17 protein-coding genes are annotated in these 20529 nt (G+C 30.9%); 16 read left to right on the top strand and 1 reads right to left on the bottom strand.

Annotated features, from left to right (window positions below):
* Positions 1-7: 7 nt before the first annotated feature.
* The 10 genes from BUB48_RS13880 (at position 8) to BUB48_RS13835 (ending at position 14268) form a co-directional block, all read left to right on the top strand.
* Entirely contained in the window at positions 8-4153 is a 4146-nt protein-coding gene (locus BUB48_RS13880) for a hypothetical protein (protein ID WP_073026825.1), read from the top strand.
* 24 nt (positions 4154-4177) lie between these two features.
* Positions 4178-6652: a PglZ domain-containing protein gene (locus BUB48_RS13875; RefSeq protein WP_073026824.1), complete on the top strand. Its 2475-nt coding sequence runs from the start codon at positions 4178-4180 to the stop codon at positions 6650-6652.
* Positions 6645-7925 (top strand): BREX system ATP-binding protein BrxD, encoded by a 1281-nt coding sequence (gene brxD, locus BUB48_RS13870; protein ID WP_073026823.1) that lies wholly within the window; start codon positions 6645-6647, stop codon positions 7923-7925. Before BUB48_RS13875 ends, brxD begins: the two co-directional genes overlap by 8 nt.
* Before the next feature lie 11 nt (positions 7926-7936).
* Positions 7937-10084 (top strand): DEAD/DEAH box helicase, encoded by a 2148-nt coding sequence (locus BUB48_RS13865; protein ID WP_073026822.1) that lies wholly within the window; start codon positions 7937-7939, stop codon positions 10082-10084.
* Between the two features lie 16 nt (positions 10085-10100).
* A complete protein-coding gene (locus tag BUB48_RS13860) occupies positions 10101-10415 on the top strand; it encodes a hypothetical protein (protein WP_073026821.1) in 315 nt (104 codons plus the stop codon).
* Between the two features lie 181 nt (positions 10416-10596).
* On the top strand, positions 10597-11571 hold the full coding sequence (locus BUB48_RS13855; RefSeq protein WP_073026820.1) for a toll/interleukin-1 receptor domain-containing protein: 975 nt from the start codon (positions 10597-10599) through the stop codon (positions 11569-11571).
* A gap of 26 nt (positions 11572-11597) precedes the next feature.
* Entirely contained in the window at positions 11598-12038 is a 441-nt protein-coding gene (locus tag BUB48_RS13850; protein WP_011837990.1) for a DUF3908 family protein, read from the top strand.
* Positions 12039-12401: 363 nt separating this feature from the next.
* Positions 12402-12890, top strand: a complete 489-nt coding sequence (locus tag BUB48_RS13845; protein ID WP_073026819.1) for a hypothetical protein — start codon at positions 12402-12404, stop codon at positions 12888-12890.
* Positions 12891-13142: 252 nt separating this feature from the next.
* Entirely contained in the window at positions 13143-13877 is a 735-nt protein-coding gene (locus BUB48_RS13840) for a DUF1444 family protein (protein ID WP_073026818.1), read from the top strand.
* A gap of 124 nt (positions 13878-14001) precedes the next feature.
* Complete coding sequence (locus BUB48_RS13835; RefSeq protein WP_014253637.1) at positions 14002-14268, top strand: hypothetical protein; 267 nt, start codon at positions 14002-14004, stop codon at positions 14266-14268.
* Between the two features lie 66 nt (positions 14269-14334).
* Here BUB48_RS13835 and BUB48_RS13830 read toward each other — a convergent pair whose 3' ends face one another.
* A complete protein-coding gene (locus tag BUB48_RS13830; RefSeq protein ID WP_073026817.1) occupies positions 14335-14634 on the bottom strand; it encodes a hypothetical protein in 300 nt (99 codons plus the stop codon).
* 198 nt (positions 14635-14832) lie between these two features.
* Here BUB48_RS13830 and BUB48_RS13825 point away from each other — a divergent pair, with 198 nt between their 5' ends.
* The 6 genes from BUB48_RS13825 to BUB48_RS13800 all read left to right on the top strand — a co-directional run bounded on the left by BUB48_RS13825 (position 14833) and on the right by BUB48_RS13800 (position 20308).
* A complete protein-coding gene (locus tag BUB48_RS13825) occupies positions 14833-15222 on the top strand; it encodes a helix-turn-helix domain-containing protein (protein ID WP_073026816.1) in 390 nt (129 codons plus the stop codon).
* Between the two features lie 2 nt (positions 15223-15224).
* On the top strand, positions 15225-16016 hold the full coding sequence (locus tag BUB48_RS13820) for an ImmA/IrrE family metallo-endopeptidase (protein WP_073026815.1): 792 nt from the start codon (positions 15225-15227) through the stop codon (positions 16014-16016).
* A 1-nt stretch (position 16017) separates the two neighbouring features.
* Entirely contained in the window at positions 16018-16584 is a 567-nt protein-coding gene (locus BUB48_RS13815) for a hypothetical protein (protein WP_073026814.1), read from the top strand.
* A 231-nt stretch (positions 16585-16815) separates the two neighbouring features.
* A complete protein-coding gene (locus BUB48_RS13810; RefSeq protein WP_073026813.1) occupies positions 16816-17676 on the top strand; it encodes a hypothetical protein in 861 nt (286 codons plus the stop codon).
* Between the two features lie 262 nt (positions 17677-17938).
* The gene (locus tag BUB48_RS13805; protein WP_073026812.1) at positions 17939-18139 is read left to right on the top strand and encodes a hypothetical protein; all 201 of its coding nucleotides are present in this window, start codon (positions 17939-17941) and stop codon (positions 18137-18139) included.
* Positions 18140-18556: 417 nt separating this feature from the next.
* The gene (locus BUB48_RS13800) at positions 18557-20308 is read left to right on the top strand and encodes a hypothetical protein (protein ID WP_073026811.1); all 1752 of its coding nucleotides are present in this window, start codon (positions 18557-18559) and stop codon (positions 20306-20308) included.
* The last annotated feature ends 221 nt before the right edge of the window (positions 20309-20529 follow it).

The raw sequence follows: 20529 nt of genomic DNA, 5'->3' as shown, positions 1-20529 counted from the left end.
GGGGATAATGAAAATTAGGGATATTGTTGAAGTTCCAAGAATAGATACTATTGTAAAATTGACAGAAAATATTTCTAAAGATGCAGATAGAAATAAAATTGAATCTTTATTAAAAGGTTATGTTATTACAAACAATGTAGAAGAAAATATCAGCAGATTTTTTTATAAAATTACTCATTTCAAGGACAGGGGACATGGATTTTTGATTTCAGGTCTTCCTGGATGTGGTAAATCTCATTTCATGTCTGTTCTTGGTTTACTAATGAGTAATAACGAGTTTTTCGATTTGATGAAAAATAAAAGTAAAGCAATAGACGATGCAAAGGAACATTTCAGGAATAAAAAGATTTTTGTGGTTCCAATTATTGCAGAAGAAGGAGGACCCAATACTTCTCTTGAAGATATGTTTTATAGGACCGCTGAAAATATTTCAGGGTTTCCATTTACTGATGAAAGTTACTACATCGAACAATTTGAAGAGGCAGTTGTGTCAAATACAAGATATAAAGAGAAAGTAGATGAATTTGCAAGAATTGACTCTAAAGGTAAGTTTGCAAGTTGGGCTGATTTGAAGGCTAATCTTGGGGGAAGAGCGTTAACTAAAATTATTAAAAGATTTATAACAAAATATGACATAAGATTTTTCAATCCAGATAGGGGAAGAAAAGACAAACAGGATTACCTCTTTAAATGGTTATACGAAGAGGGGTATGATGGTGTACTTATTCTAATTGATGAGTTATCTGAATATTTGCATGATAGGGGTATTAATGCAAGAAATGACGCACTTTTCTTAAAAGTATTTTTAGAAAATGCAGAAAAGAGAGAAACAGATAAAATAATACCCGCATGGATAGTAGGAGCATTTTTGGAGGATGTTAATGAAGTAAGGGTTCCAGGAGTTTATGACCTAATGAAGGATAGATTTCCTTCTGAGAACAGGTTCAAGTTAACAGTGGAAGACATTGAGGATATTATTGACCAAAGGCTTATTATTAAAAAGAATCCGAAGAAGATAGAAGAAATATTTTATTCTCTTGAAGATAAATACAGTGCGTTTAATAAGGCTGATAAAAATAAGTTTATGAAAATATATCCACTACATCCTGAAACATTGGAGGTATTATCAAAATCACTACGCTTTTTGTCAAGGCAGAGGTCTATTGTTGACTTTGTTTTAAGTCAAGTTAGGGGTAACATCGAGGAAGGTGGAAATATAAAGGGTATTATGGATGAAGATTGTTTTACCTTAGTAACCCCAGACAGAATTTTGCAGCACTTTAAAGATAGAATAAAAGAATTATCAGATAAAAGAATTTATTTCGACGATATCTATAATTATTTTATGGGAGGAGAAGGAAGAGGAAAGGGTCAACTGGATGTTATTTTTAATAATAACCCGGAAGATAAAGAAATTGCGGTGAAATTAATTAATGTAATGACCATATTGAAAATTAATGATATAGAGCAGAATTATACAGTAAGAGACCTTACCAATATGATTCAATATCCCAAAATGAAGGGAGAATTTGCAGAATTAAAAGTAGATGCAATCCTTTCAAAGATTTATGAACAAGGTAAATATATTGAAAAGCAAGAAAGTGATAAAGGTGAAAGTGAAAACATCTATTTCATTAATAAAGACCTTGGAATAGGCTCAAAAATTCGACAGGATACAAAGAAAGTGTTGGATAAACTTGAAGGCAATAATGTATATTCTATTGTTGATGATTTAATAAATGTACTTAATGTAGAGCCTGTTTTATTGAATTCTTTTAGAGAGCCTGCAGAACTAAACATAAAATGGAATGAAAGCAGCAGAAAAGGAATTGTTAAGGTATATAACCTTACAAGGAGTGAAACAAAAGACAATGTAAGGAGTGCCCTTAATAATCTTAAGCAATCTGAAATAGATTACTATATAAATATAGGAACATTTTTTGAAATTGATGAACAAAAAAGGACGATTGATAAAGAATTGCAAGGTTTAGGTGAAGATGGCCAGATTACGTTTGCACTTTTTGCAAACCATAAAGATAGTTATACAAAAGAATTGGAAAAACGTATAACGAAATGTATTCTTTATTGGTTGCCTTCGGATATTCTTGAAAGTGAAGAGGGTAAAGAACAATTAAATATTTTAAAGGAATACTATGCCCATCTTGAAGTATTAAAGGATTATAAGCGAGAGTATGAAATATCTGCATCTCCTGATGCATTACAATTAAAAGAAAAAGTTGAAGAAATGATTTATAAGGAAGAAGATGAAGTTAGAGAGATTCTTAAGAACTTATATTTAAATGGTTCATTCTATAATGTAGATGGGAAAATAGATGTAAACATTGCTGCTTTTAGCAAGGAATCTTTTTCAAGAATCATTCAGGCTGCCGTTAGTAAAGTGTTAAAAGATGTTTATAAGGATAATCAATTTATTAAGCCGGATGAGGATATAAATTTGTCTGATGTCAGCAGTAATAAATTTATAAAAGAATTCTTATTTGGTAATAAAGATAGGTTATCCTTAACCCCTACAGATTCCAAAATAATCAATAATATAATCAAAAAATTCGGCGATGTTAGTTATGCTGGTAATGATATTAAATATTCTTTAGATAGCAAAAGCAATAAATTGATAAAATTCATTATTGATGAAGTAAACAGAAAAGGCGAAATATCTTATAAAGAATTGTATGAAAAAGTTAGAAAATCAACTTTTGGTCCGGATAAAAATACAGTAGAGATAATTTTTGCGTTAATGATTAAAAAAGGTTATTTGATTCCTATAAAAGGTGATGAAAGGTTAAACGTAAGCCAAATCAAATTACCTTTTAATAGTTCTGTACAAAAATTTAGATTAGGACAGTTTGTAGAAAGCAAATATTATGAAGGATTAATGAAATTTTCAAAATTATTTTTAAATAGAAACTTTGAAAAGGAAGATTTAGCAGCCCAAGAAGAATTATGGGAAGATATGCTTAGTTTTAAGAAAAAGACTCTTGAGAATATTGAGAAAATAAAACTAGAGTTACATGAATTTATTAAGAATATGCAAATTGAAGAAAATGACTTTGAAAAAACTTATGAGGTAATAAATCAATTTACTATTATGTTGGATTCGCTTTCAGAAGAGAATAATTCAAAGGATGGACTAGAGTACTTTTGCGAGTTCAATAAACACTTACTTGAAAAGAAGGATGGAAAAGATGTTGTTGAGATTTTGTATAATGATTATCAAAGAATCTTAAACTGGGTAAACCCGGGTGAATTTAACAGTTATCCATTAAAACTTCGTAAGATTAATATAGAGTTAAAAAATGAAAACTTGTTTATTCCAGAGGAGGATTCTTATAAAACTTTAAAGGATAGTTATAATGCCATTGTAAAAAAATTAAAGAATGGTGACGACTTCATTTTTACGGACGCGAGTGAAGTTGTTATCAAGTCCTATGAGGATTTTAGAAAAGAATATAACAAACGATATGTTATTGAGCATCTTGAACAAAATGAAAAGCCTGAATTTAAAGAATTGGAATCTATATTTGAGGATGATAATTATAAATTCCTTGGCATGATAAGCCAAATTAATAACATAAATATGGATTATGATTTTGTAAATATAACAGACGATATAAATAGAGAATTAGAGAAAGTGTGTCATAGGTCACCTTTAGCCATATTAGAAAAAGGCGAAGGAGCCTGTGAGTGCAGATTTAAATTAGGCTCAAAGAAATATGTTGAAAATAAATCAAAATTTATTAAGGGAATATCTGATGCCATTAATGGATATATTGATTCCTTAAATAATGAATTTAACAAACAGAAGATTTATAAGCATATAAATTATTTGAAACAAATAGGTAAGAAACTGGATATGGTAGAGAAAGTAGAAAAAATGTATATGATACCTCTTGACGAAGATAAGGTTGCAAATTATAAAGCCTTTATCAGAGCCAACCCTGATATAATTGATTTTATAAATGAAGCATTAACTGTTAATGTTGATATTGTTATAAGGGATATTAATAAATTTATTGAAATATTCAAGGACAAGCCTATGCCAAAAAGTGAGTTAATAGATAAATTTATTAAATACATTAATGGTAGTGACCAAATTAGTGATACTCATTACATTAAGTTAACTGATTTGAAATAGGCATATGTATAAAGGAGGGCTATTATGGAGGATAGTTATAAGTATTATCTTAGTAAGTTTATAGAAAAAAAGACTACATTTTCAAAGCCCTTTATGATGTTTCTTGATAAAAATGGTGTTTTGGATGGCTGTGATGAGATTAATGTTTATATCTATCCATATAAATTAGTCTCTGTTGAAGAAAATGTAATTTTTAGAGCCTATTACGAACATATAAAACATAAATGTGAGGATAGATATATATTTGCCCTAAAAAATGAAGGATTACTTGAGAAACTCCAAGACTTTATTAAGAGAGCAGATGGTGGAAGAGTAAATAATATAGATATAAAAGATGTTTTAGATAATGTAGAAGAAGACTTATTATGGCATGAAAGAATTAATAACTACAATGTTTCTGATGTGAGAAATATCTTTAATGAACTTATCCACTATAGAAAGAAATTTAAGAAAAAAATAATTAACATGGAGGAGGTGGATAGGATAGTCCTATCTGCCTTATTTGACATGGATGCTACATTGATTGATGGAGATGCTGACTGTTACATATTTTATAAAAATGTATTAGAATTGCACGGTAAAATTAATCAAAAAAATTGTGAAACAGATATAAATGAACTGCTTTGTAAAGTCTTTTATGACAATGGCGGGGAACTCATGCACAGCGTGATAAAACAAGGGATATTTAACGAGTTTGAGAAACTGATGTGGACTTGCTACATATTAGATTTTTTCAACAAATTAAATAGTGACAATGTAAAAAAGGCTATAGGAATAGAATTTCTCAAAGTGGAAGCATTTGAAAGGTATTATAAGTACTTGGTTACGCAGGTTAAGATTATTGAAAAGAAAGACAAGAAATTATTTGTCTCTATGAAAGATAAAGCAGAAAAATGGATATTGGATTCAGGAATAAACTTGTATTCTGTAGAACAGAACCATATACAATTTATTAAAGAAAATATTACTTCTTATATTTGCGTTTTAGACGGGATTAGAAATGTACTAAAGGACTTTAATATTGAAGGACTAAAAAAAGTCTATAAATACAGTTTGGAGAATCTTCAGGAAGTAAAAGAAACACTAAAAGATATACCTTATGCTACTGAAAATACAAATAAGGTAAAGAGTTTTTTTAATGATTTTTTTGAACTTATGTACCTTGTAGAATTAATTGAAAAAGATTCTGTAAAAATAACTGGTTTAAATCTATATACGGATTGGGTGGACTTATATAGAGATAAATTATCAAATTTACAGTATCTATTAAGTAAAATTAGATTTTCTGATGAATGGAATATAATAGAGAAGGGTAGATATGCTGCTTTAGATAGAAGAATTAGCAATATTTTAAACAAGTTTAGAAAAACTTTTGCGGAATTTTATATCAAAAATTATAAGTCGTGGACATCATCTGATTATGGTCCATCGAGACCGATATTAAGTAACGATATTGAAAAGATAATAGATTTGAATGACGATAAGATATTTATCATTATTTTTGATGGAATGAGATATGACGCATGGGTTAATGTAGTTTATAAGTATTTTAAAGATATTTTGTTAAACCGTGAAACAAGTATTAAATCTTCTTTCTCACTTTTGCCGTCTATTACAGCGATATCTAGGGAAGCCATATACAAGAGTATTTTAGACAATAATAAAGAAAATGTAACGTTTGTGACTAAATCTGAATCCTATTTGAAGCAGGATGATATTGAAGGTAACTTGCTCCTAGATAAAAAGATTAATATATTTATATATAATATGTTTGATAAAGACGGGCATAGGGCTACAGAGGATTTGTATATGTTTTATGCTAAGCAGGAAAAAGTTTTTGAAAATAGCATAAAGACACTTATTAACAAGATACCTGATAATGCAAGTATAGTAATAACATCAGACCACGGCATGATGCGTGTAGATGAATATATAAATCTTAAAGATGTTGTTGGCTTAACAACTGTGAAACCAAGATTTTTAGAATCAGAAAACTATGTAGAACTTGAAGATGGTATAGTACTTGATAACTATATATTATCTTATACTAACAGAGGATATTACCTTGGTGGAGGAGAAAGGGATTTTTACAGTCATGGTGGGTGCAGTATTGAAGAAGTAATTGTTCCATTTATATACGCTAGACCGTTATCAAGTAGTAAGTTTACTTCGTATACAGTAACTAAAACAATAGATAGCACCGGAGAAACAATAATCTTTTATGATGGCAAGAAACTGAAATTGCCATTCAAAATTAGTGATAAAGAGCATGTATTTTTAACTAATTTATACAGATTTAATACTCTTAATACAAAGGATATTGAAAAAATATTTAAGAATCAATTTGGGAATGCAGGATTGATTGATGGTATGTTGAGAAGATTTATTAGGAAATTGCAGGGGGCAGGAATTAATATAATAGATACAACGTCGGCAGGAGAGTTTATTGTTTATAAAATTAATACTGAAAATCTCTTTGGAGGTGGATGGAATGAGTGAAGTTCTTAAAGATATAATAAATGCACTTCGAAATGGTACAGTTCCAGCGGAAGGAACAGAATATATTGCTGTTGGTATTGATGATGAATTAAAAGAGATTGAAAGTCAGTTGGAATATGTAAGAAAAGATAAAAGTGCATTTAAATTTATTATAGGTGATTATGGTTCAGGTAAAACATTTTTTAGTACAGCAGTAAGAGAAATGGCATTTAGCAAGAATTTTGTTGTATCTTCTGTTGTTATATCATCTGAAGCCCCATTACATAACTTTGAGGAATTATATAGAAAAATAATGGGTGGATTAAGAGTAGCAGATAATAAGAAAATACCTGCTTTTTCTGTAATCCTTGAAGAATGGCTTTTAGACTTGGAGGATAAAGTTTCAGCAATTGAAGGAATATCACCTGAGGATAATGAGGAAGAGTTTAAAAAGGCTATGAATAAAAAGATAAATGAGGAGTTGCTCGTTGTAGGTTCAATAGCATCTTCATTTGCTAATGCCATACGGGCATTTTATGATGCTAAATATAAAGGCGACACTATATTAGCACAGGCTGCAGTAGGGTGGTTAAAAGGTGAGAATATAGGTATAGAAATAAAGAGAAAACTTGGTGTAACTGGTTCTGTAAAAAGGGAAAACTCATTTGAGTTTTTTAGAGCATTGCTTCATATGATAAAAAGCACAGGTTATGAAGGTCTTGTGATAATATTGGATGAAGTTGAAACAGTGCAAAAACTTCCACGAAAAGATATGAGAGACCAGGCATATGAAAATTTAAGGCTTTTCATTGATGAAACAGATAGAAATGGATTTCCAAATTGTTATTTTCTATATACTGGTACTGACGAGTTGATGGAAAGTGAGAAAGGTTTTAAGAGTTATGAACCTATTTATCAAAGAGTAAAAGTGGAAAAAGATGATAAACATAGGAATTTAAGACAACCATTAATTTATCTTGAGAAATTTAATAACGATAAATTAATTCAGGTATCTAAAAAAGTAAAGCAGATACATGGACAAGTTTATAATTGGAGCCCAGACTTAAAAATTACGGAACATTTTATTGAGAAACTTGTCAAGGAAGTGACTTCAGGTTTTGGAGGAGAAATCAGGGTAGGTCCAAGAGGTTATTTAAGGGTTTTTGTTGATATATTAGACAAGGCACAGATGTATGATGACTATATACCTGAAGAGCAGTTTAAATTTAATGATGAATTAATAAATAAAGCAGTTGAAGTAGAAAAGGAAACTGCACACATAGTTAACTTTTAGGTGGTAGGAATATGAGTAACTTTAATCTCTTATGTGAGCCAATTAAAAATGGTATTGTAACAAAATTGGGGTGGAGAAATCTAACGCCGGTGCAAGAGTTGAGTTTCCCTGAAATTATAAGTGGTAAAAATGCCATTATTCTTGCACCCACTGCCGGAGGCAAAACAGAAGCCGCTTTTTTACCTGTATTAAATGTAGTATATACAGAGAATTTAGAACCTATATCCATAATTTATGTATCACCAATAAAAGCACTATTAAATAATCAGGAAGAAAGGCTTAAAAAACTTTCTTCTTTTGTATATTCAGGTGTTTTTAAGTGGCATGGGGATGTAGAAAGTAGCGAAAAGAAAAAGTTCTATAAGAATCCTTCTCAAATTTTAATGATTACCCCCGAGTCCCTTGAAGTAATTTTAATGAGCCAGAAAATTGATAAAAAGAAACTATTTGAAAATATAAGATTTATAGTAATAGATGAAATACATGCATTTGCGGATAGTGAAAGAGGTATACATCTTATGGCTGTAGTTGAAAGAATACAATCATTTTCAAAATTCGATATACAACGAATAGGTCTTTCAGCAACAGTAGGAAATCCGCATGAAATTTTAAAGTGGATGCAGGGAAGCAGTAGTCGGGAAGGAATAGTAATTAGTCCTCCAAGAGAAAAGAAACCTAAAAAAATTGAAATCAAGTATGTGGATGAGACAAAAGATGATTTTCAGAAAGAGATTGCGAAAAGGATTTTTGGGAAAAAAGCACTGTTCTTTTCAAACAGCAGAACAGCAGCAGAAGAATTAAAACTGCTTATTGAAAGAAGTGGTATAGATTGTCACGTGCATCATTCATCTATTAATAAATATTTTAGAGAAATTGCAGAAGAAAAATTTAAGTTAGGCAATAATACTGCTATAATAGCAACAAGCACACTGGAACTTGGTATAGATATTGGAGACCTTGATATAGTTTTGCAATTAGATTCACCAAATTCCGTATCTTCTTTCTTGCAGAGACTTGGTAGAACGGGACGAAGAGAAAACAGTATTGCTCATTTTGTTTTTTTCCCTACCAATAAGGAAAAACTTGTTTTATCTATTGCAATATTGAACTTAGCAATTAGAGGATGGGTAGAAGATGTTTTTCTTGTAAAAAAGGCTTATGATATATTGTTTCAACAAATATTAGCAATTACTTTATCAACTTTAGGAACTGACTTAGAATCCATTTATAAATTATTCAAGAATGTTTATTCATTTTCTGAAATAACTCAAGAAGATTTTATGTCTTTAGTTAAGTATATGCTGGAGAACAAGTATTTGATGTTTGAAAGAGGAAAGATATATATTGATGCTGAAACTGAAAAGAAATTTGGTGGAAGGAATTTTATAACCCTGTACTCTTCTTTTGATACCAATAAAGAGTTTACAGTTAAATATAAGAATCGTCCCATAGGAAGTTTAGAAAGATGGTTTGTAAATGCATTAGGAGATAATTTTCAGTTCGTGCTTGCGGGTAGATGCTGGCAAACAGATAAAATTGACTATGATAGATATATTATACATGTTACTGAAGCCGAATATGCACGCCCCCCTAAATGGATGTCTGAGGGTGGTTTTGTATCATTTGAATTGGCTCAAGAGTATTTAAATGTATTAACGTCCAATGAGGCATTCAATTTTTTAAATAAGACAGAACTTGATTTGTTAAATGAAATTCGTTATGAAGCAAGAAGTTTCGGATTAGAAAAAGATAAAATAATTATTGAAGAAAATAAAGATGATTATATTTTTTATACATATGCCGGGAATAGAGTAAATTATACGTTGGCAACAGCATTATCTTTAATTAATAGTTTTTATGATATCGTAGGAGTAAATTGGAAGGGATTTAAACTTAGATGCAGGGATAAAGAATTTAAAATCAATTTAGATATTATATCGGAAGAAATAAACAAGATTAGGACTAATCCAGATTATTTTGATAAAGAAAAAATAAAAGAATTAATTGAAAGAGTACCTGATATTGCTACATCAAAATTTCAAAGGTATTTACCGCAGGAATTAAGAAGAAAACAGTTGTTTGATTATATTTACGACATTGAGAAAACAAAGGAATTTGTAAAAGAAAATCAAATTAAGATGTTAAAAATATATTATTAAACGGGGAGGGGGCCCTATGAACAGTATTAAGAAACAATTAAAAGAACTTGAAAAGAAACTAAAAAAAGCAGATGGATATGCAAGTTTCAATGAATTATTCAATAAGGATTTCATGAGAAAGTATACTGATTTCAGTAGTATAGAGGAATTCTTTAAATTTGGAGGATTTGAAGTAAACACTCAAGAGGATTATAATAATCTTTCTCAAGAAGAACTTGATAAAGTGGTTCGTGAGAAAACAAAATTTAAGACTTGGGAAGAGATGCTTCACTGCGCTGGAAAAGAAGAAATGGTAAGAAGATTAAGAAAGCAGGGGTTTGATGTAAAATAAGGTATACTATATTAAAGCAGTTGAAGACGGAAAGATATGACAGAATAATGGAGAACTAGGGAGTGTTTGGAATCAAGTAACAGTGTTAACCGATTATTAATAATGCTTTTAAAACCATAATTCAACAACTATGTTTTAAGTGAAGTTTTGAAAAGCAATAGTATAATGAGAGGGGATAAAAATGTCCAAAGTACATCCTACGGTATTTATTAGTTATAGTTGGGATAGTGAGGAACACGAAAACTGGGTAGCATTCCTAGCGGCTAAACTAAGGGAAAATGGCGTTGATGCAACGATTGATAAATTTGAAGCGCAAAGTAAAACTGTCAACTTAAATAGAATGATGATAGAAAAAATAAAAGATAGTGATAATATTATACTTATTCTTACTGAAAACTACGCTAAGAAGGCAGATACTTTTCAAGGTGGAGTGGGATATGAAACAAATTTATTAATACGATATATAAATGATAACCCAGATAAAATAATATTAATAATGAGGCATAAAGGGAATTATAGAAAAGCCATCCCATTTTATTTAGAAGGCTTTTATTTCATTGATTTTTCAGATGATGGACAATTTGATATTAAGTTTAATGAATTACTACATAGAATTTTCCAGGTTGATATAATTGATGTGCCAAAAGTAGGTGTGAAACCTAAATTAGAGCCAAAAAGAATTACTTATGATAGGATAACGAACGAAACTTCTAATATAATACCTAATTTTAAAGAGATAACGGATTTGGATAAAAATAAGTTTATGAAACGCAGTTATTCTGAAATATTATCACACTTATCTGACTTTGCAGAGCAAACTAGACAAAAAAATAGTAATTTTGACTATGAAAAAGATATTATACACAGTCAAAAGACTATTATGAGATTCTATATTAACGGCATGGAAAAATATGCAGTGAAGATTTGGCTCGGAAATTTATTTGGCGGGAGGAGCCTAAACATATATTTATCATACGGGAGATTTAATATTGACAGCGATAATTCATTTAATGATGTAATTGAATGTGAAGTGACTGAAACTAAAGATTTAAAATTAAAAATGACAATGAATTTTATGGCGAGAAATAATGCTAGCGATGCATATGGAATTGCTGTTGAAATATGGAAACAGATTGTTCAATATTTAGGCTACTAAGTCATAATACGTAGGAGGGATTTAAGATGAATGTAGATTATAAAGAAATTAAAGATTACTTTTATAAGAACCGTTATTGGGATAATGCTACCCGTAAATATGCAGAAATGTTTGAAAAAGTTTCACAAATAATTGATGAGAATGATATACTATGTTTTTATCCGAAATACTTATTTGTTGATGAACAAATTTTACAGTTATATTTTATTTTAAAGAACAACAAATTTATTAAGGTTTGGATTAATGAAGAAAAGAGAATAGTTATGCAGTTTCTTAATATGAATAAAATTAAGAATGTTATTTATGAATGTCCTTTAGGTGATTATGGTGACTATAGGTTAACTCTGCTTTTTGAAGAAAAGGCGGAGGAAATTACATTTAACAGTAAAGAGGATACAAATGAGCGTTGGAAATATAAATTTAATGAAGCAATATGTAATATGGCAAAATGCTTTGCTACTATATAATATATTTAACAATAAGAAGAGTTTACCGGGGTAGATAAAGAGGAGTATTCATTTATGGGATAAGCGTGTAAAAGTTAAAGAAAATAGTACATCATAAATATTTTTGGGCTCTTGCGTATTATAGAAGGTTGTGGTAATATTTTCTTATTATTTCATAACAAGAACCTAGAACCTTGACAATTAAATCTTTCATGGTCTTGACATACTGGAGACAATTTATATCCATTGTGTCAGTGACCTATATATGAAATCATCTTTCCTTTAAACAGATTACATATGGAGGGTATTGATTCCATATTAGTTAAAAACATAATAATTTTGAAGGAGAAATTTATATGATAAAAAAAAGGAAAAGATGGCAAGGTGATAGGAATTAATAAAGTACAAACAGATGGTTGTGTAAAACAAAGGGATGGCGTAGGTACTATATTAACACGCGAGCAGATAGAATTTTTCAGATTGTGTAGAGAGTTTAATAATAAGTTTTATAAAAGCAGTATTAAAACTGTTGTAATACCTTATGAAAATGGAGATATAAAATATATAGGGGGAATAAAGGAACTTCATGCCCACGGTAAAGGAAAACTATACTATAGAGGAAATGTTCCTTACAAAGAAGGATATTTTAGGCATGGAATGTACTTAGGGCCTGAAGAAACACAGTGCACACATATTTTTATGGATGACATTATAGAAGATATATGCCATTATATACCTTCAATGGATAGAAGCATATTGAGAGAGGCTTCTGAGAGTATTCGGACAGTTCAAGATGTGGAAGATTATTTGGATAAGAATGATATTTCAAATCAAGTAGAAAAAATAATATACCGTACAATAGTAGTGGAATAGTTATTTTACAGAAAAAAGATACTGACGGAGGCACATCTCCTTTACGGCCAGTTTCACAACTGGAATTAAACGAAAGGGAGATGTGCCTTTTCACTTATTTATAATAAATATGTGGTGGAGGATATGATGTTGTATTTTCAGAAATGGCAGATATGAAATTTAACGGGCGATGCTATCTTTGGAAGAGAACTTTATTTTATTGTTAGGATTTAGAGGGTAGAGTAAAAAAATGCAGTTAAAGGGGATGAAAGAATGCTTACGGTTCAAGAATTCGTACAGAATATTTCAGAGGATTTTAAGAAAGTATTTCCTGAAGTGAGGGTAGAAGATAGGTTTATTCGACTCGGCACTGAAGTAACCCATGTTGAATTGCCAATCAATAGCATGTATAAAGAATACCAGGTTACGGATTATGAAAGTATAAAGAAATTATATATAAAGATTTCTAAAGAAATATTAAATCAATACAAATTTAAAGTAGATTATAATAATGTGTATCCATTGCTTAAAAGCAGGGAGTTTGGGAAAGGGGAAAAGAATTTAGAGTTTTATAGAGAGCAAGCCTTTGCTGATATAGACACATTTTATGTATCAGATGAAGGGGAAATTTTTAGATTTATTCTGAAAAGTGATGATGTAGAGTTTCACAGGGTGAAAAGGGCAGCGTGGGAAAACTTGAATAAGATGGCCAATCCATTGGTAAAGTTGGATAAGACACTTGATATTTTTTGCCTGAAGTATTCTACAGACTATAATTCGACCCTGTTGTTAAGTACTGCACTACAGAATCAGATATGCAAAAAGATAGGGCGGGAATATCTTTTTGCAATTCCTTCTTCAACTACACTTATCATAGCCAAATTTCGTCCTGAATATATTTCGATAATAAAGTCATTAATGGCAATAGACACAGACACGAACAGAATTTCGGATAAAGTGTATCAGTATAAAAATGGGGTATTTGATATTATAGATGAAGGATATTGAAGGGTAAAAGGAATAAGGAACAAGTATAGTTTCAAAGGGATTGCAAGGATGCTTTTCAATTGATTTAGAGATAGTAAATTCATATAATATAAAAAGTAATATATGGGAAAGGAGATATGGCAGTATGAATAAGGTTTTAATTGAATGTGGTGCTCTTATTGATAAATATGAATTAAATAGGGATAGTATCATGGAACAATTGCAGTCTATAAAAGTAGATAAAGGAACAGAGGAGTTTATCACTGCATACAATGATGATTTTCGGTATACTTTGGTTGGTGAAATTAAGGAAAATCAGGTGGTTTTAACTAATATTGAAAAGGCTATTGCTTTTAGAAGGATGGATAACACTGATTTATTCGAATTTGTAAAAAAGGGACAAGGTTTATAGAGAAATTAGGATAAAGGAATAAGGCTTTGAGGGATATAGTTATATATCCTGCAAAGCCTTGATTATTTAGCAGCATTTTGGCACTTCAGTTTTTACTTTTTCTATAAAAGTTATTATTGTAGAGATGTTGTTAAGTAACAGTTTGTATTCATGGAGTTCTATTTTTTGCTGAATTTGACTTAGATACTGTTCAACTGCTTCGATGTAAGGAAAGGATAATGAATAATAGGTAGCAGGGTTAAGGAAACAAGTGACTAATGCAGTGATTGCTTCACTTAACTTCCTTGCATCCTTATTCCCTAATTCCTTCCCCACAACCTGCTTCAGGTAATTCAGTTCCAGCCTAAAAACTTCTAAGTTTATCATTATAACCACTCCTCGCAAGAGATTTTCGGGTATTATATAGGTGAGTTCATAGAAAATCAAAAAATCAGTGCAAAAATTTTATTTAACGAATTAAGTATAACTTTATGCAAAAGTAATAAAATATTACATAAATGCATAAAATATTGACGCAAAACTAATATTGATGTAATATAATATTACAAATAGGAGGGATTAAAGATGTCAAAGGATATTCCCATTGGATTAAAAATAAAGGCTATTAGAGAGGCAAGGGGATTAAGCCAGATTGAGGTAGCAGAAAGACTTGCTGAAAAGGGTATTAACATGAGCAGGGAAACATTGAGCAAAATAGAAAACGGCAACAGGACTGTATCGGCTGTGGAGTTAAATGCCATATGCAAAGTTCTGAATATAGATATAAACATTCTTTTTGAAGATGAAGAAGACGATGACTTAGTTACGCTATTCAGAAAGAAAAATTTTTCGGAAAAAACGATTGAAGAAGTTGAGAAACTCCAGGATATGATAAAGATGTTTGTTTACCAAAAGAAAATATACAATGGAGAGTTTAAACTACAAAAGAGAAAGCCACTGTGGGAGGAGTGTTAAAATTGCAAAAGAATAATTTGAATCTCCCAGAGGAATCCTTCAGACTGCAAATCAAAGATTTAGCAGAAGAAGTAAGAATAAAATTTGCAAGGAAAGGGCTTTCTGATATATTTGATATTTTATCAGAGGCTGCATTTTTAATAAGAAAACCATTGGATACAGATGAATTATCAGGGTTTACTACCTATTTTGAGAGACAGTTTATTGTCTATTTAAACAGCAATTTTACTTTGGGGCATGAGCGCTATACTGGTGCCCATGAACTATACCATCTTATTTATAATGCCGACATCCTGAAAAAAGAAAAAATCCTTTTGAATGATGAAAAGCATAAAGAGGAAGATGCGAAAGCGGATGTATTTGCTTCCGAATTTTTAATGCCTGAGGACTATGTAAAAGAAGTATTTTATAAAATTGTTAATGTAGATAAAAACAGTATTTTGCCAAGGCATATCATTAGAATGCACAATTATTTTAAAGTAAGTTATAAGGCTATGTTAAAAAGGCTTATCCAACTTAATTTATGTTCTATTGACAAGTATGAGGAACTGGTAGACATCTGTTCACTGGAAAATACGGAACAACTCCAATCTTTAACCAGACGGGAAGGCTACAGTATAGACTTGATAACTCCATCAAAAGAAACATATGTACCAAAAGAATATATCGAGTTAGTAAAAACCAACTACGAAAGAGGGAATATCTCATACAAGAACATGAAAACCAGCCTTGAATTTATCGGACTGGCTCCTGAACAATTCGGATATGAGTATCCCTTGGAAGAGGACTATTAACATGAGATATATCGGAGCCATATCTGATGCCGATATCCTGATTAATTTAGCCAGGGTTAACAGGTTGGACATTTTAGAACTATTATTTAAAGAAATCATCATTCCTCAATTTGTATATGATATTGAAATAAAGAAAAATGCAGGAAGATATTATGGTGTGATTAACGAAGCAATTCATAAGGACGGGAGTATATTTAAGATTGTAGATAGGAAGAAAGACATATCTATAAACATACTTGCTAGAGACATCATCGAAGATAAGAAAAAGGTAATCGGTCCAGGAGAAAGTGAATGCGCAGGATATGCCCAGGCGTTGAGAATTCCAATAATAATATCAGATAATCATACTGAATTTAAGTGGCTGGATGAATTTATTACCCTGACACACAATAATATTTTGGCTTTATGTGTGTATTTTGGTGAGATTACAAAAAACGAAGCAGATAATATTTTTGATGAAATTAATAGCAAATTGACTCATCCAACTAAGGACTCATTTGAAGAGCAGTATAGAAAGGCTTTTATAAGATTTGAGAGAAATGGCTGGAAAGGATATTTAGGCATATGAAGACAGGAATATGGGTTAAAGGGATAAGGTTAGATGGAAGTAGTAATTGTTAGAATGTAATTGTGTTCTTCTTTAATATGCGCTACAATAGCGTTAGTGACACAGGCGGAGAGCATATTCTCTTTATACAGCCAAGTAGTTTATACTGGCAGTAATTAAGGAGGATGTGCTTTTTTTATTTTTTGCAAGAAAAATTTTGAAAGATAAAGTTTAAGGCAGGAGGTGAAAAATGTGAGAGTAAATTTTAAACAAGAGAGTTTTATTGAAGGATATTTTAATAGAATCTTTAAAGGTTTATCCTTTGAAAGGATTGGATTAAAGTTAGCAAGGGTTAAGGAAATAGTGGAAGTGGAACGAATAGAGAATTATAAACTGCCATTACTGATGTTTCTGCTTGAAGATGATTCGCTACTTCATGTTGAAATTATCAATGATGAAATAAAGCCTGACTTACAAAGTATGCTGGTTTATGACATGAGCATAATTTTAAGATGTGGATTACAGGTAAGGACAGTAATTCTGAACTTTGGGAGCAGACAACAAGGTGGTGAGATAGAGAGAAATTTTGGTTCAGTGCATTATAATACTCAAGTAGTAGATTTATATGGACTTGATGGAGAAAGAGTATATGAGGAAATTAACCGAAAAATTAGTTCAGGCTGTCTACTAAATGAAAGAGAAAAATTAAATCTGGTATTTCTTCCATTTATGAAGAAATCCGTACCTTTTGATAAAGTACTACCGAAGGTTATGTCTCTTATAGAGAAGATAAAAGACAATGAAGAACGGACGGCGTACTTAACAGTACTGCCAGAAATTATATCGAGGACTACAAAACAAGGGGTTGATGTCTTAAGGGAATGGCTGATGGGCAGTGAGGTAGGAGAACGGATTAAGGATGAAGGAGTCAAGGAGGGAATGCGAGAATCAATTATGATAATACTCTTAGAGAAATTTAATCTCCTACCTGATAACGTCTACAATGCTATTGCTGAACAAAATAATGAGAATATTTTAATGAAATGGCTTCAAAATGTAACCATCATTTGCAGTATAGATGAACTAAAGAAAATGGTAATTAACTTAGAATAAAGAAAATCCTATTAGATTACCATTGCTCCTATAAGCCCTATTACTCCTATTCCCTTTTAACACCTTATACCCTGAATCTTATTAATATTATGTATATTAGTTAAGATTGGGAAAGGCTTAAGGTATAAGGACTATATGTGTTTTTCATGCGACAAAAATTTTAGCAGACTTTATTACAAATGCATGAAATTTTATAAATTTGGACCTGACAAATTTTAACGGGCGCGCTACAATAATTTTAAAAGAAGGGAGTTGATTATAAATGAAAAAGAGCATGAATATAATTTTTAACCTGGTTATACCTACAGCAGTTGCATATATAGTTTTTTTCTTGCTTTATTATTTTTATAAGAAAATGTTTTATGAATACAGGTTACTGGCCATTATACCGTTCTTAATAGTTACAATGTATTTAATGATAGATAACATAAGAGAGTGGAGGATGATAAAGCAGCAGGGGTAGAGAATTCATACCCCTGACTTGTTAAGAGAGGAAGTAATACATGGTATACATTATAATAACTGGATTAATAGGTATGACTATTGTAAGTATATATGCTATTAGGTCTATGCTAAAAGGAAGATAGTTTTAAGATAAATAACTTAGAGGAAAATAAAATGTAGATAGGATAGGTTCAAAAAACTTATCCTTTTTATTTTTATGTATAAATCTCAACAAAATTTAATCTAACAATTAAAAAGTAAATAAAAATTTGAAATTGACACTGTTTTGTTTCATAATATGTCAGCCTTTTGAAAAGGCTTAGATTTGCCCTCAAAAAAGATTGAAAAAATTATGTGTTATACTAAAAATGTCCAGGACAAACAAGCCTTTGCAAAGGTTAAAGAACTTAATTATTAAGGCAAAGGAGAGATTTGTATGAAACAAAACAGTATTATAAATCAAGAAAAAGCACCTGTTATCTATATTGATGAGGTGCTAAGCAGAGTTGGCAGCAGCATTATTGAGCAGGATAACCGATATATTAAAATAAAAGCAAACGGAGATAAAGTAACACTGACTAATTTTATTATAATCCCAATTGAAATGGTACAAATGGACAATGAAGCACAGTTTAAAGTGGAATTTCATACCACTAGCAACAAGTTGATAACAAAGATTTTATATACCAGTGATTTTTCTTCTACTAGTAAGTTTAAGAGTGCCCTTAACCGCAACAGCATAGACCTTATATACCAGGGAAATGACCACGACCTTGAGATTATTAAGGATATCGTCTCCAGGAAACCTTATGCTGTTAAGACAGGTGTAAGTTATATAGGTATTGTGAAAAAAGAGTCACAGTACATTTTTGTATCAGACACAAAAGCCATTGATAAAAATGACAATATTGTTGATGATATTGTAATCATGGAAAACTCAAAGTGTATCGGCACTGGACTTGCTGAAGTACAGCCTATAGATAATATTGGATTAGCGCAATTATCAAAACTTCTTTTTAATTTTAATATTCTTCCTATTACAGCGACTATTATCGGTTTTTGTGCAAGTTGTTTTTTGAAAGAAAAATTATGGCAAAGCGGGAGAATAAAGCATAACTACTTAATTATTACGGGCGAATCAGGTTCGGGGAAAAGTGAAACAGTTGAAAATGTTATTATGCCTATGTTTGCTGCAACAAATTGCACTATAAGCAGCGGGCAGATAACAAGATTTGTAAATGCAAAAATGTCAGCAAGCAGCAATCTTATCCCAATGATAATAACTGAATATAAGCCTACCAAATTAAATAAAAACAGGATGGATGAAATTTCTGACCTATTGAGAAATGCTTATGACAGAACTCCTGCCTATAGAGGCAGACCTGATTTGGTACTTAATGAATATCAACCTCTTGCACCCATAATTATAGTAGGGGAAATGGGCTTCGATGAAACTGCTATAAAGGAACGCAGTCTGGAAGTCTTGTACTCTAAAGCGAATATTAGGGATGAGGTTATTCAAGGACGATTTAAAATGCTAAAACGGCGTTCAAGAGAACTAAGAATGCTTGGAAGAAGTCTATTAAACCAAGCATTAAAAATAGAGCCTAATGATTTGATAAGAAGGCATAGAGCAATCGAAGACAAGATAAATTTAAGTTTACCATCAAGGGTTAAGAATTCTATTGCAAATTGCATGCAGGGATTGCTTCTTCTCAAAGATGTATACGATTCACTAAACATGAATTTTGAGAAAAGTGTAGGATATAGTATGAAAGAACTATTTGATGCCGTTATAAGTGGCGTGAATGATTATCTACTGGATGGACAAAATGAGGCTAAAGGAAGCATAGAGAGAGTTCTAGAGGTTATCTGCCGTATGGAAGAAGCAGGGGTACTCGTAAAGGGTAGTGATTATCAGGTTATAAATCAGGGTACTGAGTTGGCGCTGAATATTAGTCCTTTATATGATAAAATTACAAAGTATGTAAGAGAACATAATGTATTAGATGTGGAAGTTTTATCTCTTCCGCAGTTCAGAAAGCAATTACGAACCAAAGAGTATTTCTCTGATTATAAGACAGTACGTTTCAATACACCTAAGGGTGTTGATAAACCAGTAAAAGCCTATACACTTGATATTGCTAAGTTAAAAGAGATTCTTGATATTTCTGCGCTGGTAGAATAAGTGTAAGAGCCTCCCCTAAACAGTGGAGGTTCTTTTCTATGCTTTGATACTAAAAGCATAGAAAGAATTATATATTTATTATACTCTAAACTTAGTACTCCAAATCTGTGAAAAAGTAGACTCACACATACTGATGTAACCATTTTGCTGAGATTGTAACTATTAAGTAACTTAAAAGTAACTATCTTAAACCTAGTAATATCAACAATGTAACTATTGTA

The sequence above is a fragment of the Lutispora thermophila DSM 19022 genome (assembly GCF_900142105.1).
Lineage (GTDB): Bacteria > Bacillota > Clostridia > Lutisporales > Lutisporaceae > Lutispora > Lutispora thermophila.
This window is presented reverse-complemented; position numbering and strand designations above follow the sequence as displayed.